25 protein-coding genes are annotated in these 26,985 nt (G+C 55.0%); 8 read left to right on the top strand and 17 right to left on the bottom strand.

Annotation, left to right across the window (positions count from 1 at the left end; all coding sequences use genetic code 11):
* The first annotated feature begins 34 nt into the window (after nucleotides 1–34).
* Entirely contained in the window at nucleotides 35–991 is a 957-nt protein-coding gene (locus AAIG26_RS01120) for a zinc-binding alcohol dehydrogenase family protein (protein WP_343179408.1), read from the top strand.
* On the opposite strand, the gene AAIG26_RS01115 is transcribed toward AAIG26_RS01120, so the two are convergent.
* From AAIG26_RS01115 to ycgZ, 4 genes are all read right to left on the bottom strand, one after another.
* Nucleotides 975–2,498 carry an alpha/beta fold hydrolase gene (locus AAIG26_RS01115; protein WP_343179407.1) on the bottom strand — a complete coding sequence of 508 codons (1,524 nt, stop codon included), beginning with the start codon at nucleotides 2,496–2,498 and terminating at the stop codon, nucleotides 975–977. The two genes, AAIG26_RS01120 and AAIG26_RS01115, sit on opposite strands and share 17 nt — an antisense overlap.
* 260 nt (nucleotides 2,499–2,758) lie before the next feature.
* Nucleotides 2,759–3,037, bottom strand: a complete 279-nt coding sequence (locus tag AAIG26_RS01110; protein ID WP_170956311.1) for a biofilm development regulator YmgB/AriR family protein — start codon at nucleotides 3,035–3,037, stop codon at nucleotides 2,759–2,761.
* A 40-nt stretch (nucleotides 3,038–3,077) separates the two neighbouring features.
* Nucleotides 3,078–3,386 carry a hypothetical protein gene (locus tag AAIG26_RS01105; RefSeq protein WP_045509656.1) on the bottom strand — a complete coding sequence of 103 codons (309 nt, stop codon included), beginning with the start codon at nucleotides 3,384–3,386 and terminating at the stop codon, nucleotides 3,078–3,080.
* 147 nt (nucleotides 3,387–3,533) lie between these two features.
* A complete protein-coding gene (gene ycgZ, locus AAIG26_RS01100; protein ID WP_016495733.1) occupies nucleotides 3,534–3,773 on the bottom strand; it encodes a regulatory protein YcgZ in 240 nt (79 codons plus the stop codon).
* A 333-nt stretch (nucleotides 3,774–4,106) separates the two neighbouring features.
* Between ycgZ and AAIG26_RS01095 the strand changes: the two genes are divergently transcribed.
* From AAIG26_RS01095 to AAIG26_RS01085, 3 genes are all read left to right on the top strand, one after another.
* Entirely contained in the window at nucleotides 4,107–5,330 is a 1,224-nt protein-coding gene (locus tag AAIG26_RS01095; protein WP_343179406.1) for a diguanylate phosphodiesterase, read from the top strand.
* A 100-nt stretch (nucleotides 5,331–5,430) separates the two neighbouring features.
* Complete coding sequence (locus tag AAIG26_RS01090; RefSeq protein ID WP_343179405.1) at nucleotides 5,431–6,177, top strand: MerR family transcriptional regulator; 747 nt, start codon at nucleotides 5,431–5,433, stop codon at nucleotides 6,175–6,177.
* 156 nt (nucleotides 6,178–6,333) lie between these two features.
* A complete protein-coding gene (locus tag AAIG26_RS01085; RefSeq protein WP_343179404.1) occupies nucleotides 6,334–7,143 on the top strand; it encodes a hypothetical protein in 810 nt (269 codons plus the stop codon).
* 59 nt (nucleotides 7,144–7,202) lie between these two features.
* Here the strand turns inward: AAIG26_RS01085 and AAIG26_RS01080 are convergent, their stop codons facing one another.
* The 5 genes from AAIG26_RS01080 to AAIG26_RS01060 form a co-directional block, all read right to left on the bottom strand.
* Nucleotides 7,203–8,438, bottom strand: a complete 1,236-nt coding sequence (locus AAIG26_RS01080; protein WP_343179403.1) for an MFS transporter — start codon at nucleotides 8,436–8,438, stop codon at nucleotides 7,203–7,205.
* Nucleotides 8,439–8,458: 20 nt separating this feature from the next.
* On the bottom strand, nucleotides 8,459–9,994 hold the full coding sequence (locus AAIG26_RS01075; protein ID WP_343179402.1) for a DHA2 family efflux MFS transporter permease subunit: 1,536 nt from the start codon (nucleotides 9,992–9,994) through the stop codon (nucleotides 8,459–8,461).
* A gap of 10 nt (nucleotides 9,995–10,004) precedes the next feature.
* The gene (locus tag AAIG26_RS01070) at nucleotides 10,005–11,183 is read right to left on the bottom strand and encodes an efflux RND transporter periplasmic adaptor subunit (protein WP_343179401.1); all 1,179 of its coding nucleotides are present in this window, start codon (nucleotides 11,181–11,183) and stop codon (nucleotides 10,005–10,007) included.
* 22 nt (nucleotides 11,184–11,205) lie between these two features.
* Complete coding sequence (locus tag AAIG26_RS01065; RefSeq protein WP_016495726.1) at nucleotides 11,206–11,661, bottom strand: MarR family transcriptional regulator; 456 nt, start codon at nucleotides 11,659–11,661, stop codon at nucleotides 11,206–11,208.
* 123 nt (nucleotides 11,662–11,784) lie between these two features.
* Nucleotides 11,785–12,570 carry an HAD-IIB family hydrolase gene (locus AAIG26_RS01060; RefSeq protein ID WP_343179400.1) on the bottom strand — a complete coding sequence of 262 codons (786 nt, stop codon included), beginning with the start codon at nucleotides 12,568–12,570 and terminating at the stop codon, nucleotides 11,785–11,787.
* Between the two features lie 679 nt (nucleotides 12,571–13,249).
* On the opposite strand from AAIG26_RS01060, the gene AAIG26_RS01055 reads away from it, so the two are divergent.
* Both AAIG26_RS01055 and AAIG26_RS01050 read left to right on the top strand, forming a co-directional pair.
* Nucleotides 13,250–13,756 (top strand): DUF892 family protein, encoded by a 507-nt coding sequence (locus AAIG26_RS01055; RefSeq protein WP_016495724.1) that lies wholly within the window; start codon nucleotides 13,250–13,252, stop codon nucleotides 13,754–13,756.
* Between the two features lie 27 nt (nucleotides 13,757–13,783).
* Complete coding sequence (locus AAIG26_RS01050) at nucleotides 13,784–14,659, top strand: manganese catalase family protein (RefSeq protein WP_016495723.1); 876 nt, start codon at nucleotides 13,784–13,786, stop codon at nucleotides 14,657–14,659.
* Between the two features lie 37 nt (nucleotides 14,660–14,696).
* On the opposite strand, the gene AAIG26_RS01045 is transcribed toward AAIG26_RS01050, so the two are convergent.
* Nucleotides 14,697–15,524 (bottom strand): MBL fold metallo-hydrolase, encoded by an 828-nt coding sequence (locus AAIG26_RS01045; RefSeq protein ID WP_097405828.1) that lies wholly within the window; start codon nucleotides 15,522–15,524, stop codon nucleotides 14,697–14,699.
* A gap of 18 nt (nucleotides 15,525–15,542) precedes the next feature.
* The gene (locus AAIG26_RS01040; protein ID WP_045509669.1) at nucleotides 15,543–16,289 is read right to left on the bottom strand and encodes an OBAP family protein; all 747 of its coding nucleotides are present in this window, start codon (nucleotides 16,287–16,289) and stop codon (nucleotides 15,543–15,545) included.
* Between the two features lie 631 nt (nucleotides 16,290–16,920).
* On the opposite strand from AAIG26_RS01040, the gene katG reads away from it, so the two are divergent.
* Nucleotides 16,921–19,104, top strand: coding sequence for a catalase/peroxidase HPI (gene katG / locus AAIG26_RS01035; protein WP_343179399.1), 2,184 nt, complete (start codon nucleotides 16,921–16,923; stop codon nucleotides 19,102–19,104).
* Between the two features lie 43 nt (nucleotides 19,105–19,147).
* Here the strand turns inward: katG and AAIG26_RS01030 are convergent, their stop codons facing one another.
* Complete coding sequence (locus AAIG26_RS01030; protein WP_016495719.1) at nucleotides 19,148–19,549, bottom strand: RidA family protein; 402 nt, start codon at nucleotides 19,547–19,549, stop codon at nucleotides 19,148–19,150.
* A 108-nt stretch (nucleotides 19,550–19,657) separates the two neighbouring features.
* On the opposite strand from AAIG26_RS01030, the gene AAIG26_RS01025 reads away from it, so the two are divergent.
* Nucleotides 19,658–20,263 (top strand): TetR/AcrR family transcriptional regulator, encoded by a 606-nt coding sequence (locus AAIG26_RS01025; protein ID WP_343179398.1) that lies wholly within the window; start codon nucleotides 19,658–19,660, stop codon nucleotides 20,261–20,263.
* 239 nt (nucleotides 20,264–20,502) lie between these two features.
* Here AAIG26_RS01025 and AAIG26_RS01020 read toward each other — a convergent pair whose 3' ends face one another.
* From AAIG26_RS01020 to fdhF, 5 genes are all read right to left on the bottom strand, one after another.
* The gene (locus AAIG26_RS01020; protein WP_016495717.1) at nucleotides 20,503–20,664 is read right to left on the bottom strand and encodes a hypothetical protein; all 162 of its coding nucleotides are present in this window, start codon (nucleotides 20,662–20,664) and stop codon (nucleotides 20,503–20,505) included.
* Between the two features lie 111 nt (nucleotides 20,665–20,775).
* Nucleotides 20,776–21,762, bottom strand: coding sequence for a cytochrome d ubiquinol oxidase subunit II (locus AAIG26_RS01015; RefSeq protein WP_343179397.1), 987 nt, complete (start codon nucleotides 21,760–21,762; stop codon nucleotides 20,776–20,778).
* A gap of 1 nt (nucleotide 21,763) precedes the next feature.
* Nucleotides 21,764–23,140 (bottom strand): cytochrome ubiquinol oxidase subunit I, encoded by a 1,377-nt coding sequence (locus AAIG26_RS01010; protein ID WP_343179396.1) that lies wholly within the window; start codon nucleotides 23,138–23,140, stop codon nucleotides 21,764–21,766.
* A complete protein-coding gene (locus AAIG26_RS01005; RefSeq protein ID WP_045509679.1) occupies nucleotides 23,140–23,619 on the bottom strand; it encodes a DUF1641 domain-containing protein in 480 nt (159 codons plus the stop codon). The genes AAIG26_RS01010 and AAIG26_RS01005 overlap by 1 nt, the downstream gene beginning before the upstream one ends.
* On the bottom strand, nucleotides 23,619–26,591 hold the full coding sequence (gene fdhF / locus AAIG26_RS01000) for a formate dehydrogenase subunit alpha (protein ID WP_343179395.1): 2,973 nt from the start codon (nucleotides 26,589–26,591) through the stop codon (nucleotides 23,619–23,621). The genes AAIG26_RS01005 and fdhF overlap by 1 nt, the downstream gene beginning before the upstream one ends.
* Between the last annotated feature and the right edge of the window lie 394 nt (nucleotides 26,592–26,985).

Here is a 26,985-nt window from a genome sequence, read left to right as displayed (position 1 = left end):
CATGCTCACCCGCAGATAAAAACAGGAGACAACGATGAAAGCCGCACGCTATTTTCAGCCGGGAAAACCGGAGGTTTTACGTTATTCCGACGTCCCCGAACCTGTTTGTGGTCCGAACGATGTGCTGATCCGCGTAGAAGCCATCGCGCTTGAGGGCGGCGATGTGATTAATCGCGCCACGGCCTTCCCCGGCGAGCAAGGTGGGATTCCTGGTTATTCCGCTGCGGGCACGATTATTGAAGTCGGTGCGCAGGTAACAGATCGCCACCCGGGACAACGTGTGGCGACGCTCGCGCTCGCGGGTTCTCATGCCCAGTACCGCGTTGCACCCGCGCAATGGTCATGGGTCATTCCCGACGGGCTGGATGTTGTTTCCGCGTCGGTTATCCCGGTGAGTTTTGGCACGGCTGCCTGGGCGCTCTCTTCACGCTTAAAGATCAAAGCAGGCGATAGCGTGCTTATCCAGGGCGGCGCGGGTGGCGTTGGGGTTGCCGCCATTCAGCTTGCGAAGGCGCAGGGCGCGCGTGTGCTCGCCACGCTTTCCGGTGATGCCCGCGTAAGCCAACTGACAACGCTCGGACTTGATGTCGCACTGGATTACCGCCAGCAGGATATTGTCGCCGAGGTGAAACGGCTGACAAACGCAGCCGGCGTGGACGGCGTTCTCGATCTGGTCGGCTCGACGCTGGAACAATCCATCGCCTGCCTGCGCGAATGGGGAACCGTGGTACTGGCCGGTAACGCCGGGGGAAATGCCCGCGCCGATCTGGCGGCATTACAGCAAGCTAATCAAACGATTAGCGGGCTTTTCTGGGGGCGTGAACTTGCCCACCAGCAAGCACGAGATTCAATCGACACGCTGCTGATGGATGTCAGGGATAACAAATTCAGCGTGATCATCGACAGAGAGTTTTCCCTGCAAGAGGTGGTGCAAGCCCACCGCTACGCAGAGGAAAACCGCGTGCTGGGGCGCATTATTCTGCGTCCCTGACGGCTGGCGACTGGCGAGAAGCATTGAGGCACGCCGGGATATCGCGTTTATCGCTGCACGCAATGCGCTGGTTTATCTGCGCCATCATCCACGGGAAAAACGGGTTGGAACTGGCGCGCATCAGCGTATCAAGACTCACCGCCAGCGTATTGGTTTCGCCGCGTAGCGAAATGGCGCCGAGGCTTATGCCGTATTGATTATTCTGCGCCGGATAGAGGCCGTACAGGGAGTCATTCAGTGGAAACGGCAGCGCAATGTGCGACAGCGAAAACATCCCCGGCGGCCAGGCAATGTGTAACGCCTCCTGCGTCTCCTGCACCGCCTGCGCGGGCGTCATGCGGGCAACCGTGTCAACGCTGTCGGCGGCGGCATTGGTAATGACGGTTGCGGTGTAGCGACGTGGCGGCGCAGGCAACAGCGTATTCACCGCCAGCGAGGCTGACGGGCGAAACAGCGCACCGGCATTGGCCGCCTGGTTGATATCAAACAGCACTAACTCGCTGCCGTTTTGCGGCAGATAGCGGTACAGCGCGTCGACCACCGCGCGGGTACTGACCGTGGAATCCATTACCGACTGGAACGTCAGCACCGGCGGTAAGTCTTTTATCTGTCCGCTGCGCGCGGCCTGCTGGATCTGCTGCTGCAACGCCTGCGTTAGCAACCATGATTGTCGGGCGGCGTTAACCGGAAACGAATTGTATTTATACGGGTTGAATTCTGGCACCACATTCAGCCACGCCGCTTTGGCAAACGCCGGAAACGCCGCGGGCCAGCCAGCGAGCCCGGCAAAACGCGCATAGGACGGGACGCCGATCATCGGCGATAACAGAATGATCTGTTGTGGTCGGCGCAGCGCGCTGTTGCCAAGGCTATCCAGCGCATACTGCATGGCCAGCGCGCCTCCGTTCGAGTAGCCGACAAGATGCAGCGGTACGGACGATCCCGCAAGCCTTGTGGCTTCCCGCACAGCCAGTCGCGTGGTCGCCAGCCATTGGTCGCGATCCACTTTCGCCAGCGCGCCCGGTGCTGTGCCGTGCCCCGGCATGCGCGGCACCACCACCACAAATCCCTGCTGCTGCCAGGCCTGCGCCAGGTAACGCATGCTGTAGGGCGAATCCGTCAGCCCGTGCAGCAACACCGCCGCGCCGCGAATAGTGCCTTGCGGCATCAATACCTGAGAGCGGTTCCAGTTGGGTTGAAAACCGGCGGGGTAAACCCGGTTTTGCGCGTAAAACCGGTTAAGCGGTGTTTTCTCATCGTCGCTAAGCGCATCCGTGAGCTGCGTTTTCATGTCGCGGAAAAGCGTGTCTTCGTGCGCAAGATAGTCGGCGAAACGGGCGTGGTCGATCGCTTCGGCAGACATTTCATCAGCAGACCAGCGGTGCCATGACTGCAATGAAGGGCCTTTTTCCGACTGATAAACGCGGCCAATAAAAAAAACGATGCCGAGCACAAGCAGCCCAACGGCAAGCTTTCTGGCAAGTGGGATGAGCTTAAAACCTGACATTATTGCCCTTTGTCGCCACCAGGCGCAGCGATGCCGTTACGAAACAGTGCACAGAGAATAGTGCCACTTTTCAGATTGCGGCAAATCACTACGTCGGCAGGCAAGCGTAAAAAAACCCTGGTGTGGCAGGTGTTGGCAAAGGGTGTTTTCAACAAGTGGAGCCAGTAGAAGCCAATAAAGGAAGGCAAAAAACCGCTATTGGCAGATTATTGCCACCGTCTGCTTTTGCGGACGGTGGCAATAATCCCTCGTTCCTGAGGTCAGATATCATCCGTCGTATGGTGTACAACAATTTCCAGCGTATTGCGGATAATGTCGCTTCGTACCACATCATCCGTGCTTTCGATCATCCGGATAAGTTCAAGAATCAACGCCTTATGGGTTATACGTTCATCGGCTGCGACTATGCGTCTGATGGCGACACCAAGAATGGCGGATTCCTCTGCAAGTTTTTCACCACCGCTGCGAAAATATTCCATGAGAGAAAGATCGGTAAGATTTTCGTACCCATCAGAACTTTCAAGCATAGCCTGGCTCATTTCATTACCCCATGTTGAGTTCATTCTTTCAGCACTTCAGTCAGTGTTTTTTACTACTGCCCGGCTGCTTGTTGCCAAACAGTGGATAAATGTTATCCCTGCGATCCTCATTCCATTCCATGCCTACCGCGTCTGCGCCATGGCGCATTTCGCCCAGCGTGTTATTGCTGATTTCGGCAATAATGCGCCCCAGCATCTTGCGCCGTTGGCTGTCAGGCTCACTGCTCTCCATCGAACGCAGCCGGGCTATCAGTGCCTGGGTGCTGATAGGAGAGTTGTCTTTCAGGAGTGACAACACGGCCACTCCGATAAGTTCATCTGTCAGTTGCTCTATTTCACTACTGTTCATAACTGCATCTCGGGTTGCCGCCCGTTGCCGAAGTGCAATTGCGGCATGAAGCCAATTCTCACGTGGTAGCGTTCTGCCAGAGCTTATGGCGCCCCGTGAGAATTGACTCAAATAACCAGGTCATTTATCGCGATTAGTCTTTTCATCTTAACGATCAAACAGCAAACCAATCAGCGTGTGATAGTGGCTCTCCTCTTCCGGGCCAGATGCTTTTTCAAGCCGCGACAACAATTTCGTACAAATAGCCTTACGGTTCAGATTGCGGCCTTCGGTCAGGATCTCGACTGCAATGCGTCCCAATGTTTCTTGCTGCGTTGGCAGCGTGGCTTTATCAAAGTAGCGAGTAACAGCATTCGCTGTGTTTGGAAGAAAACCATTCTGTTGCATCTGTTAATCCTCTAAAATCCATGAGTCAGGAAAGTACAATTAAAGTTATACAAAGATTGCTAATATGTACATAGAAATTGTACAAAATAATTAGCCCCCTATAGAAACACTCAATAAATTTATATAAATCATCAATTTAACACGAAAACAAAAGCTCTCGAACGCAACAGCCTTGTACAAATTACCTGTATCGATGCCTGCTGAGTTGTTAACATTTCTGCATAATCACCTGCGGACATACGCGAACTGTTTGAAAATAAATGGAATAACGGCACAACGTCCTGGCAATCTTCTGCTAAGGTAAATATTCCTAAATATCCCGCCGGAACTCCTATGCTTACCACCATCATTTACCGCAGCCACCTGCACGACCATGTCTCGTTTAAGATGCTTGAAGAGATGGTCGCAGCCGCCAATATCAAAAATGGTCGGGCCAGCGTGACGGGGATCCTGCTATTTAATGGCACCCATTTTTTTCAATTGCTTGAAGGGCCTGAAGAAAGTGTTACGGCTATTTATCAGGACATCTGTGGCGATGACCGCCATTACAATCTGGTCGAAGTGCTCAGAGACTACGCGCCGTCAAGGCGCTTCGGTAAGACCGGAATGGAGCTGTTCGACTTGCGCGATCACGATCGTGAAGCGGTATTGCAGACCGTATTTGATAAAGGCACAACGCGATACCAACTGACCTACGGCGATCGCGCATTGCAGTTCTTTCAGACCTTCGTCGAAGACAGCGAGAAAGAGTTCTACTACGAAATTCCACCGGGCGATGCCTGGGAGTTTATTGCCGATGGCAACGCGATAACCCTGCCGCCAGGCGTCCCGGATAGCCGTGCCGACTGCCATTTTGCTTTCCAGCCTATTGTTGACCCCTTTGCCCGCCAGATTGTCTCTGTCGAAGCGCTGCTGCGTACCCGCGTAGGCGGATCGCCGCAGGACTGGTTCGACGATATGGCCGGGGATGATATTTACACCGCCGATTTACAAAGTAAGCGCGTCGCCTTCGCGATGGCCGCGGCGTTAAAGCTGGGTGCGCAGACACTCTCGGTAAATCTGCTGCCCATGACGCTGGTAAAGGTGCCGGATGCCACTGAATTTATTGTGCAGGCGATTAAAGAGCACGGGCTGGTTCCTGAGCAGGTCATCGTGGAATTTAACGAAAGCGCTGTGTTTGCATGCATTGATGCGTTTACGCAGGCGGTAAAAATGCTGAAAGGTGCCGGTATTCGTGTGGCAATCGATCACTTCGGTGCCGGGTTTGGCGGGCTGGTATTGCTGACGCAATTCCAGCCGGACCGAATCAAAATCAACCGTGCCCTGATTGCGGACGTGCACAAAAGTGGCTCCCGTCAGGCCATTGTTCAGGCGATTATCAAATGCTGCACCTCGCTGGAAATTGCTATTTCCGCCGTCGGCGTCGAAAAGGCGGAAGAGTGGATGTGGCTTGAATCGGCGGGCATTTCTCAGTTCCAGGGTCACCTTTTCGCCCGCCCGGATGTAAACGGCATTCCGGCCGTGGCCTGGCCAGAAAAAAGAGATGAGATGATATAAGCTGTGCAGCGAAGTTGTACAAAAAAGGATTTGTACAACTTTGCAAAGTTAACTTAGTCTGTGAAAAGAGCACACTGGCGTTAAAGAGTACGAGGGAGCTATGGCTTTTTATAGTATCGGCGAGGTTGCCGAACGCTGCGGGATAAACCCGGTCACACTACGCGCCTGGCAGCGTCGCTATGGGCTGTTAAAACCGCAGCGCAGTGAAGGTGGTCATCGTCAGTTCGATGAGTCTGACATTCAGCGCATTGTGGAGATCAAGCGCTGGATCGATAACGGCATTTCCGTAAGCAAAGTTAAAGCCTTGCTCGACGACAACAAATTCGCCGGGCAAACAAGCTGGGCGTCACTCCAGGAAGAGTTGATGTCGATGCTGCGACAAGTAAATCCCTCCCGGCTGCGCGCCACCCTTCACACCTTGTGTCAGACACACGCAGCGGATGTGCTTATCGACGACATACTGGTGCCGGTACGCCAGCGGCTCAGCCGCGATAAAAATACCGCACGTGTGGTGTTAAGCCTGCTGGACGGCGTATTAGTGGAGTTCGCCGCGTCAGGCATTGCCACCGCGCGTGAACAGGCAGCGAAAACGGCGCTGCTGATCGCCTGGGGAAATGACGATCGCACCCATCTATGGCTCGAAGCATGGCGCCTGTCACAGCAGGGCTGGCGCATTGATGTCCTCGCCGAACCGCTCGACTCCCCTCACCCGGAATTTTTTCCCGGCCAGCATCTGTTTGTCTGGACCGGCAAACCGCTCACGCGCAGCCAGGCGCAGCAGCTTGCCCACTGGCGGGAACAGGGGTTTGCTATCGCTCACCATAGCGGCAAAGCAGAAAGCATCTGAGACTGGCATTCAATTCAGCCTTGCTTCTCTGTCGCTATCGGTTTGCTGAAAACCGTTTTGTCTCCCCACTACTCCTGATGATCGCGGAGATCATCAGCTCTGGTTATAATCGCTTCGCCAGTTCGCACAGAAAATAATATTAATAAGGGGAGCATTGTGACGGAAAAAGCATCAGATTCAGGTTTGAAGGAACAGATAACAGGTTTCGCCAGTAATATTATTTCCAGCCGATTAAAAGGGCCAGTGTATATCTATTTATTGTGCTCACTGGTCGCGTTTAACTGGAAGCACATATTACTTATCGCCATGTCGGATGAGAAAATAGAAACCCTCCTTAAAAATATCACCAGCGCTTACCATTTCTCGCATAACTATTTTTACTGGCCGCTGGTGGTGGGTTTTGGCATGTCTGTAGCCATGCCGGTACTGGATTTAGTTGTTAATTTACTCTCCTCTTTTGTACGCATTGGTGTTAACTGGTCAGATTGCGTCGCAAATGCCGCATGGCAATGGTTTATGGATCGTATCAATGCAGGCAGAACAAAGACGCTCAAAAAAACGCTGGCGCTTGAAGCTGATCTTGCAAAAGCCCAATTTCAACTTGATAACGCCCAAAAATCTCTCAGCAATACCCGACAACTCTCCTCCTCTGTTCGCCAGGAAATTATTTCGCTTGCCGCGCGGCTGGCCGTTATTTCCGGGAATATAAGCACTAACCTGGAAGCTTTAAACGATCCGGAGAAAGTTCAAAGCACCCTTCACAAACTGTTTGATTTTGATGAACGTAATCCGGGACGTGCGTTGGCGAATAAAATATATATGACTAATGCATCCGAAGATTTTATTGAAGCAATAATACGGCAAACGCAATCATTCTCTAAAGAGGATATAGAAAAGATAATGGCGTTTCTGAATCTTCCCTCCGCCACGGCCGAAGAGAACGAACCCGCGGCTGCTCAGGGTTAACCATTCTGCCAGGCAATATTTTCCCTGAACAAAGCCCGGCGTAAACCGGGCTGATTACCCTACCCCATATCACTTTCCAGCCGCTGGCGGTGGCGCAAACCGGGGAACCACTTCATCCAGAGGGCTACCACAATCAACGTGCCGACACCGCCAATCGCCGCCGCAGGCACCGCGCCAAGCCACGCCGCCAGCATACCGGATTCAAATTCGCCGAGCTGGTTAGAGGTGTTGATAAAAATGGAGTTAACCGCGTTCACCCGCCCGCGCATCTCGTCTGGGGTATCGAGTTGCACCAGCGAACCGCGGATCACCATGCTCACCATGTCGAAACCGCCGAGCGCGAACAGCGCCAGCAGCGACAGCCACATCCAGCTTGAGAAGGCGAATACCAGCGTCGCCACGCCAAACCCCGCCACGCACATAAACATGATCATGCCGACATTGCGCGTCAATGCGCGATGGCTTAGCCAGAAGCCCACCAGCAGCGCACCAACGGCTGGCGCACTACGCAGCAAGCCCAGACCAAGCGGCCCGGTATGCAGCACATCATGGGCGAAAATGGGCAGCAGCGCGGTCGCGCCGCCGAGCAGTACGGCAAACAGATCGAGCGAAATCACCCCCAGCACATCCGGGCGGTTGCGGATAAACCCAACGCCGGCAAACAGCGAAGATAGCGTCGCTGGCGTGCGCGGCGGCTGCGCCTGTTCATACCGCAGGGTCATCACCAGCAACAGCGACACCAGATAGAGTCCGGCGGTAACGCTGTACACCACATCGGCCCCCGCCGCGTAGAGAAAACCGCCCAGCGCCGGGCCGACAATCTGCGCCGCCTGGCCGGAAACCGCATTCGCGGCTGTTGCTCGCGGTAAAATGGAGAGCGGCACCAGCGCCGGCAACATCGAAATCATCGATGGCGACTCAATGGTTTTGGCGCAAGAGATAACAAAGATAAGCGTCAGAATCACCCACACGCTGGCATCGCCCTGCCACGTTAACCACGCCAGCGCGGCGATGGCCATCCACTCGAGAATCTGCGCCAGCAGCACCACGCGACGGCGGTCAAACTGGTCGGCGATATGTCCGGCAGGCAGCGCCAGCGTTAACGAGGGAATAAACTGCACCAGACCAATCATCCCCAGCCAGAACGCGCTCTGTGTCTGGGAGTAAATTTGCCAGCCGACGATGATAGATAACATCTGAAAACCGAAGCTGGAGCTGGTTCGCGCCAGCCAGAAGGCAACAAAAGAACGATGCTGCAATAAACGACCATCACTGCCTGGTAACACCGGAGCCATAGGTTATTCCATCTCTGTTATTAGTGTCCCGCCGACGGCGCGTCCGGCGCACCGGAACGTACAAACGGCGGGCGGGCAAACCAAATCACCACCACCAGCGCCAGAAATCCCCAGCCCAACAGCCAGAAATAGTCGATGGTCGACAGCATATAGGCCTGCTGTTCAATGGTTTTATCCACCGCCGCCAGGTGTTGCTGCGTCACGCCGCCCATTTTATGCAGATAGTCGGTGGCCGCCGGGTTATACACGGAGACGCTTTCCGTCAGGTTAGCGTGATGGTAAACCTCGCGGCGCGACCAGATCCAGGTGGTGAGCGACGAGGCAAACGAGCCGCCCAGCACGCGGAAAAAGGTTGCCAGCCCGGAGCCTTCCGCCACTTCGGCACCGTGCAGATTCGACAGCACAATGGTGGTGATCGGCATAAAGAAAAACGCCACGCCGATACCCATAAACATCTGCACTTCCGCCACGGTGCGAAAATCGACACTGGTATTAAACTGCGCGCGGATAAGGCAGGATGCGCCCATGGTCAGAAACGACAACGACGCCAGCAGGCGCAGATCCACTTTATGGGCGTAGCGACCGATAAACGGTGTTAACAGCAGCGGTAAAAAGCCCATCGGCGCGGCGGCAAGCCCGGCCCAGATGGCGGTATAACCCATCTGGGTTTGCAGCCACTGCGGCAGGATAATGTTAATGGCGAAAAAGGCCGCGTAACCGAGCGTCAGCGTTGCGGTGCCAATGGCGAAGTTACGATCTTTAAACAGCCGCAGGTTCACAATCGGGTGCTGCTCCCCCAGTTCCCAGATAACAAACGACGCCAGCGCAATGGCGGAAAGTACCGACATAACGATGATTTCCGTGGCGTTGAACCAGTCCATGTCGTTGCCTTTATCCAGCACCACCTGCAACAGGCCCACGCCGAGCACCAGCAACGCAATGCCGATGTAATCGATCGGCGAATGAGAGGTGGTTTCTTCGCGCTCGCGCAGCTGTGTCCAGACCACGATGGCGGCGAAAATGCCAATCGGTACGTTGATATAGAAGATCCACGGCCACGAGTAATTGTCGGTGATCCAGCCGCCGGTAATCGGCCCGACAATCGGTGCGACCACGGTCACCATCGACAGCAACGCCAGCGCCATACTGCGTTTGCTGGTCGGGAAAATCACCAACAATAGCGTCTGGCACATCGGGAACATCGGCCCGGCAAAAAAGCCCTGCAGCGCGCGGAAGATAATCAGCTCGGTCATGCTGTGGGCGAACCCGCACAGAAACGAGGTCAGAGTGAACAGCGCCACCGAACCAACAAACAGCTTGAGCTGACCAAAGCGACGGGTAAACCAGCCGGTCAGCGGCAGCGCAATAGCATTGCACACCGCGAACGAGGTAATCACCCAGGTGCCCTGATCCGAACTGACGCCAAGGTTACCGGCGATGGTCGGCAGCGCAACGTTCGCGATGGTGGTATCCAGCACCTGCATAAAGGTCGCCAGCGACAGCGCAATCGTCGCCAGCAACAGGCTGGGTGGCGTAAACGCCGACTTATCTTGCATAACGTCTCTCTTAGCGGGCGCTGGACGCTACCGCCTGGCTGTTGTCATGAAGAATTTTCGTCACCAGTTGATCGGCGTTCTCCAGTGCGTTCTGGTAAACGTCGGTGGTGAAGCGCGGCGCAGCAACCGTTTTGGGCGGCAGCAGATCGCCATCGGCGTTACGAATATTCACGCGGGCAAACATCGACAGCCCCACACGCAGCGGATGTTTCTGCATGTCATGCGGATCAAGGGTGATGCGCACCGGCAAACGCTGGATGATTTTGATCCAGTTCCCGCTGGCGTTTTGCGCCGGCAGCAGCGAAAACGCACTGCCGGTGCCAATGCCCAGACTCTCAATGGTGCCGTGGTACTCCACATCGTCACCGTAGAGATCGGCGGTCAGCGTCACTTTCTGCCCCAGACGCATGGTATTCATCTGGCTCTCTTTAAAGTTGGCGTCCACCCACACCTGATCCAGCGGCACAATCGACATCAGCGTGGTGCCGGAATCGACGCGCATCCCCAGTTGTACCGCGCGTTTCGCGACAAAGCCGCTTACCGGCGCAACAATGGTGCTGCGCGCATTATCGAGGTAACGCTGGCGCAACGTGGCGATCGCGCTTTTGATTTCCGGATGGCTGTCGATAACCGTGTCATCGGTCATCGCCAGGTTAGTGCTTAACGCCTGTTGCGCCGCCGCCAGATCGCTTTTCGCCGTGGCGACCGCATCACGGTAGTGCGCTAAATCCTCAACGGAAATCGCGCCGCTGGTGGCGATTTTTTGCCGACGCGCATAGTCGTTCTGCGCGGTTTGCAACGCGGTTTGTTTCGCCGCGACCTGCGCACGGTAGTTATCGACCGTGCTGTACAAGCCGCGCACCTGGCGCACAGTGCTGGCCAGGTTCGCTTCTGCCTGTTGCAGGGCGATTTCGGTGTCACTCGGATCCAGTAACACCAGCGGCTGCCCTTTTTCGACATAATCACCTTCATCAACGGAAACCTGCGTCACCGTCCCGCCGATTTGCGGCGTTAAGGTCACCAGGTTGGCGTTGACGTACGCATCGTCAGTGCTTTCGTAGTAACGGGCATATAACAGATACCAGGCCAGACAGCCTGCGGCGATAAGCAGCAAAACAACGAACAGGATAGCGAAGTTGCGCTTACGTTTGCTCGGCGCGCGTTCGGGTTGTGCAGATGAAGTTTGCATCTTGATACCTTTTCAGGACAGCTTAGCGATGTGGGCGGGTTGCCTCGTCCGGCAACATTTTTATCAGCAGTTCAACCAGCAGCCGCGACTCGTCGGCGGTCAGACGCCTGGTCATCGTACTGAGAATCGAGGCCAGCGCCTCATTCTGAAATCGGTCACAAATCACGCGCCCTTTGTCGGTCAGTTCGAGAATGACCTGGCGTTTATCTTCCGGGTTGGTGGTGCGCACAATCAGATCGCGCTTGACCATGCGCTCAAGCATGCGGCTCATCGCCCCGGCATCCATCAGCAGATTTTTGCTCACTTCAACCGGGCTATTGAAGCCTTTATAGATACTTATCAATACTTTGAACTGTGCAGCGGTGATATCCGCAGCAGAAAAGTACTGGCTAATAAGCTGGTCTTTGAACTGGTTTGCCAGATGAATCAACAAACCGAGGTGCAGTTTTGGGTTGGGAATATCCGCAGCGTTAGTCATGATATTTGCCTGGTCAGTAATTACAAATGAAATTACTGACCAGGCAGTTAACTGTCAATGAATTGTCAAGATAAGCGCACGTTTTGTCAGTGCGTGATGGTGTTCCGGGTGGTGAAGATCAACTTAACGCGTTGATTTTATGGCTCGTGAAGCGAGCACTGCATTCGCTGCTTCGACAAACCCGGCCCCACCCGGCCCACGCGTGATCCAGGCAGGCGCCTGGGGCAGCGCATCAAGGCACTCCAGCACGGTACTGACGCCTACCGAATGGCGGAAAAAGGCAAACATCGGTGCATCATTGAGTGAATCACCGGTATAAAGTACCGAGTCAGGGTCGCTATCGATGTCGAGGTTGTAGTGTTCGCGCAGCACTTTTCGCGCCATCACCAGCTTGTCGTAACCGCCCAGCCAGCCGAGCAGCCAGAGATTATTGACCGTGACACTGGCTCCATGACTGCGCATGCAGTTGATGATGGCGGCGTTTTGTTCGTCATCCGCCGTGCGGGAAAAAGCAATACTGGTCAATCGAAAGGGCTGGTCATCAGCCAGCGTGGCCGTGGGAACCTGGCGTTTTACGTCGTCAATAATATGCGCTAATTGTGGTGTCAGTTTCGCCTGCGCGTCTTGCCAGTAGTGACGCGCAATCCCCTCCTGTGCACGGCGATAAAAAAGCCCGCCGTTTTCGCCAATCACCCCCGCCACCGGCCACATTCGCGCCATTTGATCGCACCAGCCAGCCGGTGCGGCGGTCACAGGAATAACGCTGATCCCCGCGTGGTGTAACTGTTCCAGCGCCTGGTAGGTGGCTGCAGCCAGTTTTCCCTGGTATGTCAGGGTTTCGTCCATGTCCGTCAGGACAAAACGTACTGCGCGGAAAGTCGCGGCATGGGCATTTTCCAGTTGTTTCATGATGTTCTCCTCGTGGGCTAACAGGGTAACGAGCCATCAGCGCCCTGAACATCATTCTGGTTAGCAATAATCCTCATATGGAAAAGTAAAAACGGGCATATGCCGCATGCACCTGTCAGGTAAGGCATCACTCTCTTTTTTAACGCCGCGAATGGAGCGGTTCAACTGTGCATTCGGCGGCAACCCTTTCGGCGGGCGCGAGGACTGAGATAGTTCTTAAACTTGCTGAATATCACGCGTGTAGCCGCTTGCCAAACGTAAAGAAATGTCAAAAAAGGCCACGAAAAAGCCAGCCATACCTGCCAAAAATGAGTGATAGTGACACAGGTGATTAATGAAAACGAAAGTGCATGCCGTTAAGTTATTAATATTAATGAAAATTTATTTTTTAAAAAATAATAACAAGCGAAACGGCGAGCAAAAAATATATTCAACCCAACCTGTTTACGCCTCGGTTTGACTAAATGAGGTCAGTGTCTAAATTTAATATCAAGCGACACATGCTGGCATGTAAATATAAAGCAGGAAGGATATCAGGATTAATATTTGTCTATTTAATTCATCTCGCGTTAATAAACGCCGCATAACTTCCCCTGATATTTTTTATTAATCGTATAACTGCTGATAACAGCGGCAGTGCCCTATTTTGCTTATCCACTCAACCATGAAAGGATCAGATATGACACCTCAAGAAAATTATCACGACTGGTTACGCGATGCACATGCCATGGAAAAACAAGCTGAGTCAATGCTTAATGCCATGAGCAGCCGCATCGATAATTACCCCGATTTACGCGCACGAATTGAGCAACATTTAACGGAAACGCAAGGGCAAATAAAATTGCTGGAAACGGTGATGGATCGTAACGATATTAACCGTTCGTTAATGAAAGATGCCACCAGCAAAATGGCGGCGATGGGTCAATCATTTGGTGGCATGTTTGCACCGGATGAAATCGTTAAAGGCGCAATTAGTAGCTACGTCTTCGAACAATTTGAAATTGCCTGTTATACCTCGCTTATCGCCGCGGCTGAAAAAGCCGGTGACAGCGCCAGCATCGATATTTTCAAACAGATCCTGGCGGAAGAAAAAGCAATGGCCGAATGGGCACTCAATCATATTCCGGATGTGACAGAACAATTTTTGCTGCGCAGCGCAGCGGAAGGCGTGGAAGCTAAAAAATAATAAATTTTATTTTTCAGGAGGCAAGCAATGTTTCGTCATGTAAAGCAACTGCAATACACCGTGCGCGTCAGTGAACCGAATCCAGGGCTGGCCAACCTGCTACTTGAACAGTTTGGCGGCCCGCAAGGGGAACTGGCTGCGGCATGCCGCTATTTCACCCAGGGGCTGGGTGATGAAGACGCCGGTCGCAAAGAGATGTTGATGGACATCGCGACAGAAGAGCTCAGCCATCTGGAAATTATCGGTTCGCTGGTCGGCATGCTCAATAAAGGGGCAAAAGGCGAGCTGGCAGAAGGCACCGAAAGTGAGGCGGAGCTGTATCGCTCGTTAACCGAAAACGGTAACGACAGCCATATTACGTCGCTGCTATACGGCGGCGGCCCCGCGCTGACTAACTCCGCCGGTGTCCCGTGGACCGCCGCTTATATTGATACGATTGGCGAAGTGACCGCCGACTTGCGTTCGAATATCGCCGCCGAAGCGCGCGCGAAAATTATTTACGAGCGCCTAATCAATGTCACCGACGATCCGGGGGTAAAAGACGCGTTAGGTTTCCTGATGACCCGTGAAGCCGCGCATATGCTCTCTTTTGAGAAAGCGCTCTACTCGATTCGCAATAATTTCCCGCCAGGAAAATTACCGCCAATCGAACAGTACACCAACGTCTACTACAACATGTCGGAAGGTGACGATCCGCGCGGTAGCTGGAACAGCGATGAGAACTTTGACTATGTCGCCGATCCACAACCGGCGGTGGACGGCGGTGACGGCTCCGCCACCACGACGCTCAGCCCGGAACAACTGGCGCTGGTAAAAGCGATGGCCGAACGCACCAAATCCGATCCGACTGTGGACCCCCTCACCGGCGCCGACCTCGGTAGCGGTGAACCCCAGCCGAAATAAGCATCCCGAAAGCATCTGCCTTGCAGATGCTTTTTTTTTATCGGCGTTGTAACGCACGCAACTCCTGCGCATCGTGGCTACAAAACAGCCGGATCTCCTCGCCATGCGTTAACGCCAGCTCGCGCAGACGTTGCTGGTTAACCCTTCTGGCTGCGTTATCCATCGCCATCATCCATTGATAAAAACGCAGCCCCGGCGTGCAGTGGCGCTCCGTCCCCCCGATTTCACCCCGGTAAAACCAGGCGTCGCCGCCGTGCAGTAGCCAGCCAGCGGGATGCTGAATGGCAATACCGGCATGACCCAGCGTGTGACCAGCGAGCGGGATAAGCAAAATCTCCGGCGGCAACCCACGCAGGGCCGTCACGGCATCAAAGCCGTACCACTTCTCGCCCTCGGCGGCATACCCCTGCCAGCCCGAAACGCCCTGCCACTGGCCGGGACGATAGCGTTCGCGTGTAAGCCAGCTGTGCCGCTGCTGCGCAGTGTCGATTTCGCGCTGTAAGAGATGGATCTGCGCCTGCGGGAAATCGGTCAGGCCGCCGGCGTGATCAAAATCCAGATGGGTCAACACAATATGCCGCACATCTGCAGCCTTAAACCCTAACGCCTCAACCTGGGCCAGCGCCGTTAAGTTTTCCCGCTGCTGGATGTTGTTCAACAGGCGAAAAAAGGCCGGGATATTGCGCCGGGGCTGGCGCATATCGGTGGTGCCGAAGCCGGTATCCACCAGCACCAGACCGTGGCGTTGTGTTTCAAGCAGCAGGCAGTGACACGCCAGATGCGCATGCACACCTTTGCTGAAACCGTCATACAGCGCGCCGCCGAGTGGGCACATACAGCCGCAATTAAGATGATGAATAATCACGTTTGCCCTCCGCGAGCGTTATTTATGTGCATGTGTACTTTCAGAGAGCGTAACGGGCTTGATTTGAATTACCTGCCCCTGTTCCCACGCATCCGCGCCCTGTGCCACCGGGTGCGCTGGCAGATCTGCGCGCTGCTGCCTGATAGCCGGGGTGCTCACGCCAAAACGGCGATCGCGGTCAGCAAGCAGCGCCGGATCGAGTTGCCCATCTTGTGTAAATCCCATCATTAGCGCGGGCACGCCCAGCGGCAGCGTCTGATCACGTTCAGTGTGCCAGGTATGCCAGGTCTTGCCGTAGGTATTCACGATATTGCTCATCAAGGCTTTTTCGGCGACGGCCGGTAAACCCGGCGCAATAAGCGAGCCGGATTTCACTTCATAACGGTGGCTATGCCAGAGTTTTTTCTCCTCGGGCGGTAGCGTTTTGAAAAGTCGCTCACTGATGATGTATTCCACGCCCATCAGCCGTGCATTGGCGGTATTACCGTCATAAATCACCGCCTGCATGACATCATTATTTAACACGGTGACATAATGATGGGCTTCCATTTGCCCTTGTCGATCGCCGTTATAAAAATGAAAGCCATCAAGGTAAGCACTTATTGCCTCAATTGGCGGGCGAGATTGTATTAGCGCTGCGCCTGTTTCGAGGGTTTTCATTTTTCCGGAAGTTTTCTCGCCAGGTATAGCCGTTTGCGGTTCGCTATTATTGGCGCCACAGCCAACAAGCATCAGGGGAATAATAAGATGTAAAGCCAGACGCATTGATCTTTTTCCTTAAAGTCAGGTGGAATAATCAGGGTAGCGTATGCTGCGTATTCGGCCAGTTATATTGTGATAATGTGCCGTTACGTCATTATTAGCGAAACGGTAAAAAAGAAAAAATGTCGCTCTGTACATAAGATTATCCACAACCCTTCCCCCACGCTGGCAAAAAATGCATTGCCGTAATCTCTTTCTTATTGAGCAAACGCAGCGAAATGCAGTTGCTACATAGCGGATTTATTAGCCATTCCGTTTCGGCCGATTAAATTAATATTGCGCAGATAAAGCATCGGAAAATTATTCCAGGCGCGGGGATGGATATATTTCGCCAAAACGTTGGCGTTTAATTTCAAAGTGAGAATACACACCTGTGTTCCATACGCTTGCAGGTAGCGCCTGCTGTACCGTGGTGACGTCGTCACAAAAAATGCGCTACGCCAGGAAAAAAACCGTAACGGTAGTGGTGGAATTGCTAATGTTTAGGAGTGGGTAGCGCAGTTAAGCGATTTGCGTCAAGTTTTTACCATTTTATAGAAAGGTATTAGCTATCAAATCTGTAGATTCATTCAAATACCTTTATCAGGAAGCAGTGTATATCGTAACGACAGAACACAAGCAAATGGAGCCCGATATGAGCACGTCAGACGATCAATCCCTCTCGTCATCCGTCGAGAAATGCCCCTTTCATAACAAAAGCAGCGAAAAAAGTGCAGGCCCGGTAACCAGTAACCGCGACTGGTGGCCTAACCAGTTACGCGTAGATTTGCTAAACCAACACTCCAACCGTTCTAACCCGCTGGGTGAAAATTTTAACTACCGCGAAGAGTTCAAAAAGCTCGATTATTCCGCGCTCAAAGCTGATATCCGCAATGTGCTGACCGATTCCCAGGAGTGGTGGCCAGCAGACTGGGGCAGCTATATCGGCCTGTTTATTCGCATGGCCTGGCACAGCGCCGGCACCTATCGCACCGTCGATGGTCGCGGGGGTTCAGGTCGTGGCCAGCAGCGCTTTGCACCGCTCAACTCGTGGCCGGATAACGTCAGCCTTGATAAAGCGCGTCGTCTGCTGTGGCCGGTGAAACAAAAATATGGTCAAAAAATTTCCTGGGGCGATCTGATTATTCTGGCGGGCAACGTGGCGCTGGAAAATGCCGGCTTCCGCACTTTTGGTTTTGGTGCCGGGCGTGAAGATGTCTGGGAACCGGATATGGATGTCGACTGGGGTAATGAAAAAGAGTGGCTAAGCCACCGTCACCCGGAAAGCCTGGCGCAGGCCGCGATTGGCGCAACCGAGATGGGGCTGATTTACGTTAACCCGGAAGGCCCGAACGCCAGCGGCGAGCCCGTTTCGGCTGCCTCTGCCATTCGCGCCACCTTCGGCAATATGGGCATGAACGATGAAGAGACCGTCGCGCTGATCGCCGGTGGTCATACGCTGGGCAAAACTCACGGTGCCGCCACGCCGGATAACCATGTCGGACCAGAGCCGGAAGCCGCGCCGCTGGAAGCGCAGGGTCTGGGCTGGATGAGCAGCTACGGCAGCGGTGCAGGCCCAGATGCCATCACTTCCGGTCTGGAAGTGGCATGGACGCAAACACCCACCCAGTGGAGCAACTACTTTTTCGAAAACCTGTTCAAATATGAGTGGGTGCAAACCCGCAGCCCGGCGGGTGCTATCCAGTTTGAAGCGAAAGATGCCCCTGAAATTATCCCTGATCCGTTCGACCCGGCGAAAAAACGCAAGCCCACCATGCTGGTAACCGATTTGACGCTGCGTTTCGACCCGGAATTTGAAAAGATTTCGCGCCGTTTCCTCAACGATCCACAGGCGTTTAATGAAGCCTTTGCCCGCGCCTGGTTCAAACTGACCCACCGCGATATGGGGCCAAAATCACGCTACATCGGCCCGGAAGTGCCAAAAGAAGATCTGATTTGGCAGGATCCGCTGCCTGCGGCGGTTCATCAGCCGAACGGTGCTGATATCGCTAATCTGAAAGCGGCGATTGCCGAATCCGGCTTGTCGGTGAGCGAACTGATTTCAGTCGCCTGGGCGTCTGCCTCCACCTTCCGTGGCGGCGATAAACGCGGCGGCGCGAACGGCGCGCGTCTGGCGCTGGCACCGCAAAATGGCTGGGAAGTGAACGCTATCGCCGCGAAAGCCCTGCCCGCGTTGCAAAGTATTCAGAAAACGCTGGCGAAAGCCTCGCTGGCGGATGTGATTGTGCTGGCGGGCGTGGTTGGCGTTGAAAAAGCAGCGGCAGCGGCCGGTGTGCAGGTTAATGTGCCGTTTACGCCGGGGCGTGTCGATGCGCGTCAGGATCAAACCGATGTGGACTCTTTCGCACTGATGGAGCCGCTGGCCGATGGCTTCCGCAACTATCGCCGCGTGTGGGATGGTATCAGCACCGAAACGTTGCTGATTGATAAAGCGCAGCAACTGACGCTCACCGCGCCGGAAATGACCGTGCTGGTTGGCGGCCTGCGCGTACTGGGTGCGAACTATGACGGCAGTAAGCACGGCGTCTTTACCGACCAGCCGGGCGTACTGAGCACCGATTTCTTCGTTAACCTGCTCGATATGCGCACCGCATGGAAAGCCGCCGACGAGAAATCAGAGCTGTTTGAAGGCCGCGATCGCAAGAGCGGTGAGGTGAAATACACCGCCACGCGCGCCGACCTGGTGTTTGGCTCCAACTCGGTACTGCGCGCGCTGGCGGAAGTTTACGCCAGCGCCGACGGTAAACAGAAATTCGTCACCGACTTTGTTGCCGCCTGGACAAAAGTGATGAATCTCGATCGCTTCGATCTGCTCTAATCCCGCTCTTTATCCTCAAGCCTGCGACCTGTCGCAGGCTTTTTTATGCCGCGCGTTCAGGAATCCGCGCAATCACCTTAATTTCGAAATCAAAACCCGCCAGCCAGTTCACGCCCACGGCTGTCCAGTTGGGATACGGCGGCTGCGGGAAAAGCGCCTGTTTGACTTGCATAATGGTGGCGAACTGATTTTCCGGGTCCGTATGAAAGGTGGTGACATCAATCAGATCATCAAAAGTACACCCCGCCGCCGCCAGCGTGGCCTGGAGATTGTCGAACGCAAGACGCACCTGTGCCGCGAAATCGGGCTCCGGGCTGCCATCGGCGCGGCTGCCAACCTGACCGGAAACAAACAGCAGATCGCCGGAGCGTATCGCGGCAGAGTAACCATGTTGTTCATACAACGCATGGCGATGAGCGGGAAAAACGGGTTCGCGTGGGATCATAGGGTTACCTTCTGTTGGTTAATTTGAGATACACTTCGTATATGAAGTTAATCCACATACACTGCGTATGTCAATTCACATACGCGATGTATTTAAAATGGAGTCAACATGGCCGTAAAACGTCGCGCGCAAACCATGGAAGAGAATCGCGCCAAACTTATCGCCGCAGCACGCAAGGCGTTTGCCGAAAAAGGCTTCGCGGCGGCATCAATGGATGAACTGACAGCCAGCGTGGGCTTAACGCGCGGGGCGCTGTATCACAACTTTGGCGATAAACAGGGCTTACTTGCCGCCGTGGTGGCGCAGGTTGATGGCGAAATGGCGCAGCGCGCGAAGATGCGCGCGCAAGCCACCGATAATGCCTGGGATGCGCTACTGGCTGAAGGTGTCGCCTATATCGAAATGGCGCTCGATGCGGAAATCCAGCGCATTGTGTTGCTTGATGGCCCGGCGTTTCTTGGCGATCCTTCGCGCTGGCCAAGCCAGAATGCCTGCCTGCAGGCCACCCGTATCGCCGTTGCTGACATGGTGGCAAACGGCGAGATGAAAGAGGTGGATGTGGAATCCGCCGCGCGTTTGCTCAACGGCGCGGCGTTGAATGCCGCGTTATGGGTCGCCGCCAGTGATAACCCGCAACAGACGTTACCCAAAGTTATTAACGCGTTTTGCTTGCTGGCCAACGGGCTGCGCGCAGAGAAAAAAAACCCGGCGTAATGCCGGGAATAATGGGTAGATAACGAGTTTTAGCGTGGCGGCAAAGTGCGCCGCCGCGAAATCAGGGTAACAACAAATGAAGCCGCAAGCCGGAAGCCGGAAAAAACAGAGTCAGTGGTAGGGCTCGCGGCTATTAAAAGGGATAAATATAACGCAGAGATGACACGGCGTCGGTGGCGAATAATACGCCCGTCGCCTGCACTCCTGTGCCACTGGTGAAACATGCTACCCGAGTGTGTTCAACCTGAAGCGGCTTCTTTCTCCAGCCTGAGCACAAAATGGTTATCGTGACGGGCAATCTTCGCCCCGCTGTTGCCGTAGTTTGCCGAGAGCATAAAAAACGTATCCGCATCGACATCAAAAGCCAGCTCAACTTCCTGGTGCTTACCTGAGCTAATCATTTGATATGCCTGCTTTAAATTATAAGCTTTTGCTATAGCCATGGATAAGTCTCCGCGCATGCTGTTGCTTACTGTAAATCTCGCCTTTACTTTATAGCCTGTTTTGCCGAACTAACCTGCAATTTTTCCACTAAAGATGCGAAAAACCCAGCTGTTATAAAGCAACGTTACGGGCACCAGTAGCGCAAACATCACCAGCAGAAATCGCTGCGTGGCCGGTGGCGCGGCGGTTTGCGTAATGCTGAGAACAGGTGGCACTATCCAGGGAAAAAGCGTAAACACCAGCGCACAAAAAGCACAACTGACTATCACCTGCACCGCCGCCAGCGGTAGAAATATCCGCCGCAATATCAGCCCCAGCCATAACAACGCAACTGCCAGTGCAGCCGCCAACGAGAGTGGTAACCACAGCCACGGGTTAAACAGATGCTGCCGCCAGGTTTCGTGCAACTGCGCGCTCCACACCAGCAACCCCGCCAGCAGCAACCCGGTGCCGATGGCGAGCCACGGCATCACCCGCCGCCCCCACGTTTCCAGCTCGCCGGTACAGCGCCAGATTATCCACCCTGCCCCCATCAGACTATATCCGCAGACCAGCGCAAAGCCGCAATAGAGTGGAAAAGGACGCAGCCACTCAAAACCGCTGCCGGTAAACTGGCGCCCATCGGTAGCAATTCCCTGTAACAGCGCGCCTACAATAATCCCTTGCGCCAGCGCCGCCAGTAGCGAACCAGCCACCAGCATCAGGTCAAACAGCCGTGGCGCATAGTGGCGGTACTCAATTGCCATGCCGCGCATCACCAGCGCCAGCAACATCACAAACACCGGGATATAGAGCGCGCTGAGGATGATGCCGTACGCCAGCGGGAAAAGCCCCAGCAAGCCGCCCGCCGTGAGCACCAGCCAGGTTTCGTTGCCATCCCAGACCGGCAGTAAAGAGAGGTTGATAATATGACGCGACTCCGGGCTGCGCTGAAAGGCGCACAGGATGCCGGTGCCCAAATCCGTGCCATCAAGCAGAACATAGACCAGCAAACTGAGCGCCAGTGCAGCGGCAGAAAGTGCATCAAGCCAGGGCAAACCTAAAATATCCGGCATATCACGTCCCCTTCCCGGTGCGTTCGGCGACCTCAGGCATGGCACTCTTTTCATGCCTCGCCGGTAAGCGCGACATCAGCTTCAGCAAAAACCACAGCCCCAGCGCAAAAAGCGCGATATAAACCACCACGGTCGCCAGCAACGAGCCCAGCACCAGTTCCGGTGAAACCGGCGCCACACTGTGCGAGGTGCGCAGCAAGCCGTAAACGGTCCAGGGCTGACGCCCCGCTTCCGTCACCAGCCAGCCTGCGAGCATGGCGATAAATCCGGCGGGTGCCAGCAGCACCATCACGCGTTGTAACCAGCGTGCCCGCCACAAACGCCCCCGCAGGCGCACCACCAGCCCGGCCATGCCCGCAGCCGCCATGGCGATGCCAAGCCCGACCATCACGCGAAACGACCAGAACACCACCGGCACCCACGGCAACGCTTCCGCCGGGTACTGGTTGAGCGTATGAATGCGCCCTTCAAGATTGTGCCGCAAGTAGAGCGAACCGATATCAGGTATGGCGACTTCGTATAAATTGCGGCGCTGCTGCATGTCCGGCAGCGCAAATAATCGCAGCGGCTCGCCTTCGCCCGGCGGCGGTGGATCCCACGCGCCTTCCATCGCCGCCAGTTTTATCGGCTGATGGTCGCGCGTGTTTTCGCCATGCAGATCGCCAAGCACGATCTGTACCGGTGCCATCACCACCAGCATCCACAGCCCCAGTGAGAACATCTGGCGCGCCGCCGGATGTCGCGCCTCGCGCAGCAGATGCCACGCCCCGCAGGCCGCCACCAGGCACGCCGTGCCCAACATTGCCGCCACCACCATATGTGCCATGCGCCAGGGAAATGACGGGTTGATAATTGCCGCCCACCAGTCGACCGGCACAAAGCGACCATCGGCCGCCACGGTGAAGCCATCCGGCGTTTGCATCCATGAGTTGGCCGCAAGGATCCAAAACGCGCTGAACAGCGAACCAAGCGCCACAATACAGGTCGCCATAAAATGCACCCACGGCCGGACTTTGCCCATGCCGAAAAGCACCACGCCCATAAACCCCGCTTCAAGAAAGAACGCGACCAGCACTTCCATATACATCATCGGGCCGAGCACTGCTCCCGCGCGGCTGGCAAGCCCGCTCCAGTTCGTCCCGAAAGCGAACTCCATCACCACGCCGGTGGCCACGCCCACTGCCACGTTAAGGGCAAAAATTTTGCTCCAGTAGCGCCACAGCGACAGCCAGAGCCGCTGCTTGCGCCAGAGCCACATCGCCTCAAGGAACATCAAAAAATGCGCCAGACCAATGGAAAAAGCCGCCAGCACAATGTGAAAGCCGATGGTAAAAGCAAACTGGCCGCGCGCCAGCAACAGTGCGGTTTCCTCGTTCATTATGCGTCGCTGGGTTTACCGGTCCACGCGGAGATCGGCTTATCAACCGGTTGCTCCATGCGCCGCGCGAAGGCTTTCATCCCGGTAAGCAGGGGTTGCAGGGCATGCCACAGATCCTCGTCCTGCAGCATCTTCCACGCCCCTTGCAGACCCGGAGCAGTATGCTCACCCGCCCCGGCAGGCTGGCTTAGCGCATCGGCCATATCGCGCAGGCCAAAGGCCAGTTTGTACATTTTCTCCGGAGGAATGCTGGAGAGCGCGAGCAGCAGCACCGAGATATTCTGTATCGCATTGAGCGTGCCTTCGCGCTGTAAGCCGTTAACCAGCACCTGCGCGATCTCCTGATTGGCACCTACCAAATCATTTGCCAGGCGCAGCACGCCATGCTGATGCAACGACTCCAGCAGTCGCGCCAGTTCTTCATGGGCATCGGGGCCAATCTTTGCCGGTTCCGGCTGATAATCAATCGCTTTTGCCATCAGAATTTCTCCGGGTGGGGTTCGGTTGCTGGCGGTTCGCGGTAATCTTCGCGCCGCCATTTCTCTTCCACTGGCACCTTGTCAATCGGGGTACGTTTACCGTGGCGGAAATTGTGCTTCGGTAGCGGGTCGGGCAGCGGCGGGCGATCCAGTGTTTCCAGGCGCACGGCCAGCTCTTTATAGGCGGGTGTATTGACCGACGGATCGTGGTGTTCGCCAGTGAGTTGGTTAATGCCATCTTTACCCTGATGAATGGAGATGAACAGCACCTTCCCCTGAACGCGATCGGTCACCACCACCGGCACCTCAACTTCTCCGCGCCGGGAGATAAGTTTTACCCAGTCGCCTTCCTGCAAGCTGCGCGCGTTCGCCAGCTGCGGGCTGATTTCCACAAACCAGTCCGGTGAAAGACTGGTGGTGCGCCCGCCCTGCCCGCTCTGGTTGGTGGACTGGAAATGCTCCAGCATCCGGCCATTGTTGAGCAACAAATCATATTCGGCATCCGCCTCTTCAGCGGGCGGTTGCCAGCTCAGCGGATAAAGCGTGGCGCGCCCGTCGGGGGATTTAAAGCGTTCGGTATAAAGCAGCGGTGTGCTGCTGCCATCGGCGTTGACCGGCCAGATTTGCGATTTCCAGCCCTCAAGACGTGAATAGCTGACACCGGCAAAGCTTTCGGCAATGCCCGCCACTTCCGCCATGATCTCCTGCGGATGTTGATAGCCCCAGTCATGGCCCATACGGGCCGCCAGTTGCGTGAGGATCCACCAGTCCGGACGGCTGTCGCCAAGCGGCTCCATTACCGGGTAGAAGCGCTGAATTCGCCGCTCAGTGTTTACAAACGACCCCTCTTTTTCCACGCTCGGACAGCCAGGCAACACCACATCAGCAAACTGCGCCGTGCGGCTAAGAAACAGATCCTGCACCACCAGAAAATCGAGATTGGTAAAACCCTGATGCACATTTTCCGCGTCCGCGTCGGAAAAGGCGGTTTCCTCGCCAATGACGTACATGGCACGGATCACATCCTTACGCGCCAGTTCAACCATCATAAAGTTGTCCTGCCCGACCTTGAGCGACAGGCGCTCAGCCGGTACGCCCCAGGCCTTGGCCCATTTTTCGCGGATCTGTGGATCGCTGACCGATTCGTAGCCAGGGTAGAAGTTTTTCAGGCAGCCGAAGTCACTGGCACCCTGCACATTGTTATGTCCGCGCATCGGGTAGCCGCCGGTGCCGGGTCTGCCATAGTTGCCGGTCACCAGTAACAGGTTGGATAACGCGGTGCTGGTGTCTGAGCCGTGGCTGTGCTGCGTGATGCCCATCGCCCACATAATGCAGACGCTACCCGCTTTGCCGATCAACTCTGCCGCTTCGCGCAGTGTCTCTTCCTGTATGCCGGTGATTTGCGCGGCGTAATCCAGCGTAAATGGGGTTAGCGACTGGCGATAGGCGTCAAGCTGGTTGACACGTTCCGCGAGGAATGCCGCATCTTCATAACCGTGGTCAAACATATAACGCGCCATTGCCGATGCCCATACCAGATCGCTGCCGGGATGAATGCGTAAATGCAGGTCGGCGCGTTCTGCCATTTCGTGGCGTCTTGGGTCGACCACCAGCCATTTTTGCCCGCGGTGTTTTTTTGCCGCTTTCAGGCGTGAGGCGATCACCGGATGGTTTTCCGCCGTGTTGCTGCCGACGATAATCACCAGTTCGGCCTGTTGCAGATCGTCAATTGTCCCGGCATCGCCACCATAGCCCACCGTGCGAAACAGCCCTTCCGTGGCCGGGTTCTGGCAGTAGCGCGATGAGTTATCCACGCTGTTGGTGCCAATAATGGCGCGGGCAATTTTTTGCGTCAGATACGCTTCCTCATTGCTGCCTTTGCTGGAGCCGATAAAACCAATACTGTCCGGGCCGTACTGATCACGGGTCTGTAATAAGCGGCTGGCGACAAGGGTTAAGGCTTCCTCCCAGCTTGCCGGGCGAAAACGGTCATTTTCGCGGATCAGCGGCGTGGTCAGGCGCTGCGGGCTGTTAATGAAATCCCACGCGAATTTGCCCTTAACACAGGTGGAGATGCCATTTACCGGCGCATCAACCACCGGCTGCACTTTCAGAAGCTGGCGGTCGCGGGTCCACATTTCAAAGCTGCATCCGACGCCGCAATAGGTGCAGACGGTTTTGGTGCGTTTAATCTCCTGCTGGCGTAACGCGGTATCCATCACCGAAATACCGGAGATAATTTCGGCGCCGGTGGAATTCTCCAGCACTTTGATCACATCAATCAGCGGACGTTTGAGCGACTGGCGCATCGAGGTAAAGGGCCCGGCATCCGGCTGCATGCTTTTTTCCAGCAGTGCATTGCACGGGCAGACCGTCACACAATGCCCGCAGCTAACGCAGCTCGAACCGGCAATTTGATTCCCCCCGTCCCACAGCACGCGCGGATGCTCCATGGTGTAATCAATGCTCAGCGTTTCGTTGACTTCCACATTCTGACAGGCGTCCACGCAGCGCCCGCATAATATGCATTGATCCGGATCGTAGGTGTAAAACGGGTTGGAGTGATCTTTAACGTAAGGCTTGCGCGTATACGGGTAGCGCTGAATAGGAATGTGCATATCCACCATGGTGTTATGCAATGTACAGTCGCCAGTATTGTGTTCGCACACGGTACAATAAAGTTCATGTTTCGCCAGCAGACGATCCATGCCCTCTTCGCGCGCCGCCCGCGCCTGGCTGTCCAGCGAGTTAATCACCAGCCCGTCATGGCTTCGCAGCGTACAGCCGCGCACCAGCTTCCCCGCCTGTTCGACCCAGCACACATCGCAGGTCTGTAACGGATCGAGCGCCGGATGGTAGCAAACATGGGGTAGCGTGATATTGCAGGTTTCAAAAAAATCGATCAGCGGGACATTTTCGGGGCCAACCAGCGCCCTACCGTCGTACAGGACGGTACATTTTTGCAGGCTCATCTTGCTTCCTCACCAAAAAACGCTGTACGCGCACTCCCCGGTTCGACAGCTCAGTGAACTGGCAAAAAGTCGTTCCTGTTCAGGGTGACGTATCGGTTATGAAATTTAAAAGTAGTTGCCGCGTGAGCGGCGAGCCAAACGGCAAGATACATTCTGCATCCCTGTTTGAGACTTGTCTTAAAACCATAAGAAATCATGATGATTTACCAAAGCCAAATGTAAATTTATGTCAATAAATGCCATTTTCATGCCAGAAACCTCATGAAAAAAGGTAGGTAATAACGAGAGGTAATATTCGTTTTCTATCTACTTTTTGCTAAGTGACTTATTTTAAAGATACATCCTCAATGCCGCTTTGTTTAAATAACCAGCAGCTACACCTAAAGGAGTATTT

It is taken from the genome of Kosakonia sp. PSU_27 (assembly GCF_039409795.1).
GTDB lineage: Bacteria > Pseudomonadota > Gammaproteobacteria > Enterobacterales > Enterobacteriaceae > Kosakonia.
This window is presented reverse-complemented; position numbering and strand designations above follow the sequence as displayed.

What these genes read in the sequence shown, in the direction of transcription:
- AAIG26_RS01120 (WP_343179408.1), top strand. Translation starts at nt 35, where the DNA reads ATGAAAGCCGCACGCTATTTTCAGCCGGGAAAACCGGAGGTTTTACGT.
- AAIG26_RS01040 (WP_045509669.1), bottom strand. Translation starts at nt 16,289, where the DNA reads ATGCGTCTGGCTTTACATCTTATTATTCCCCTGATGCTTGTTGGCTGT.
- AAIG26_RS01105 (WP_045509656.1), bottom strand. Translation starts at nt 3,386, where the DNA reads ATGAACAGTAGTGAAATAGAGCAACTGACAGATGAACTTATCGGAGTG.
- AAIG26_RS01010 (WP_343179396.1), bottom strand. Translation starts at nt 23,140, where the DNA reads ATGAACGAGGAAACCGCACTGTTGCTGGCGCGCGGCCAGTTTGCTTTT.
- AAIG26_RS01065 (WP_016495726.1), bottom strand. Translation starts at nt 11,661, where the DNA reads ATGACTAACGCTGCGGATATTCCCAACCCAAAACTGCACCTCGGTTTG.
- AAIG26_RS01060 (WP_343179400.1), bottom strand. Translation starts at nt 12,570, where the DNA reads ATGAAACAACTGGAAAATGCCCATGCCGCGACTTTCCGCGCAGTACGT.
- katG (WP_343179399.1), top strand. Translation starts at nt 16,921, where the DNA reads ATGAGCACGTCAGACGATCAATCCCTCTCGTCATCCGTCGAGAAATGC.
- AAIG26_RS01095 (WP_343179406.1), top strand. Translation starts at nt 4,107, where the DNA reads ATGCTTACCACCATCATTTACCGCAGCCACCTGCACGACCATGTCTCG.
- AAIG26_RS01110 (WP_170956311.1), bottom strand. Translation starts at nt 3,037, where the DNA reads ATGAGCCAGGCTATGCTTGAAAGTTCTGATGGGTACGAAAATCTTACC.
- AAIG26_RS01075 (WP_343179402.1), bottom strand. Translation starts at nt 9,994, where the DNA reads ATGCAAGATAAGTCGGCGTTTACGCCACCCAGCCTGTTGCTGGCGACG.
- AAIG26_RS01050 (WP_016495723.1), top strand. Translation starts at nt 13,784, where the DNA reads ATGTTTCGTCATGTAAAGCAACTGCAATACACCGTGCGCGTCAGTGAA.
- AAIG26_RS01090 (WP_343179405.1), top strand. Translation starts at nt 5,431, where the DNA reads ATGGCTTTTTATAGTATCGGCGAGGTTGCCGAACGCTGCGGGATAAAC.
- AAIG26_RS01115 (WP_343179407.1), bottom strand. Translation starts at nt 2,498, where the DNA reads ATGTCAGGTTTTAAGCTCATCCCACTTGCCAGAAAGCTTGCCGTTGGG.
- AAIG26_RS01025 (WP_343179398.1), top strand. Translation starts at nt 19,658, where the DNA reads ATGGCCGTAAAACGTCGCGCGCAAACCATGGAAGAGAATCGCGCCAAA.
- fdhF (WP_343179395.1), bottom strand. Translation starts at nt 26,591, where the DNA reads ATGAGCCTGCAAAAATGTACCGTCCTGTACGACGGTAGGGCGCTGGTT.
- AAIG26_RS01080 (WP_343179403.1), bottom strand. Translation starts at nt 8,438, where the DNA reads ATGGCTCCGGTGTTACCAGGCAGTGATGGTCGTTTATTGCAGCATCGT.
- AAIG26_RS01055 (WP_016495724.1), top strand. Translation starts at nt 13,250, where the DNA reads ATGACACCTCAAGAAAATTATCACGACTGGTTACGCGATGCACATGCC.
- AAIG26_RS01030 (WP_016495719.1), bottom strand. Translation starts at nt 19,549, where the DNA reads ATGATCCCACGCGAACCCGTTTTTCCCGCTCATCGCCATGCGTTGTAT.
- AAIG26_RS01015 (WP_343179397.1), bottom strand. Translation starts at nt 21,762, where the DNA reads ATGCCGGATATTTTAGGTTTGCCCTGGCTTGATGCACTTTCTGCCGCT.
- AAIG26_RS01070 (WP_343179401.1), bottom strand. Translation starts at nt 11,183, where the DNA reads ATGCAAACTTCATCTGCACAACCCGAACGCGCGCCGAGCAAACGTAAG.
- AAIG26_RS01020 (WP_016495717.1), bottom strand. Translation starts at nt 20,664, where the DNA reads ATGATTAGCTCAGGTAAGCACCAGGAAGTTGAGCTGGCTTTTGATGTC.
- ycgZ (WP_016495733.1), bottom strand. Translation starts at nt 3,773, where the DNA reads ATGCAACAGAATGGTTTTCTTCCAAACACAGCGAATGCTGTTACTCGC.
- AAIG26_RS01005 (WP_045509679.1), bottom strand. Translation starts at nt 23,619, where the DNA reads ATGGCAAAAGCGATTGATTATCAGCCGGAACCGGCAAAGATTGGCCCC.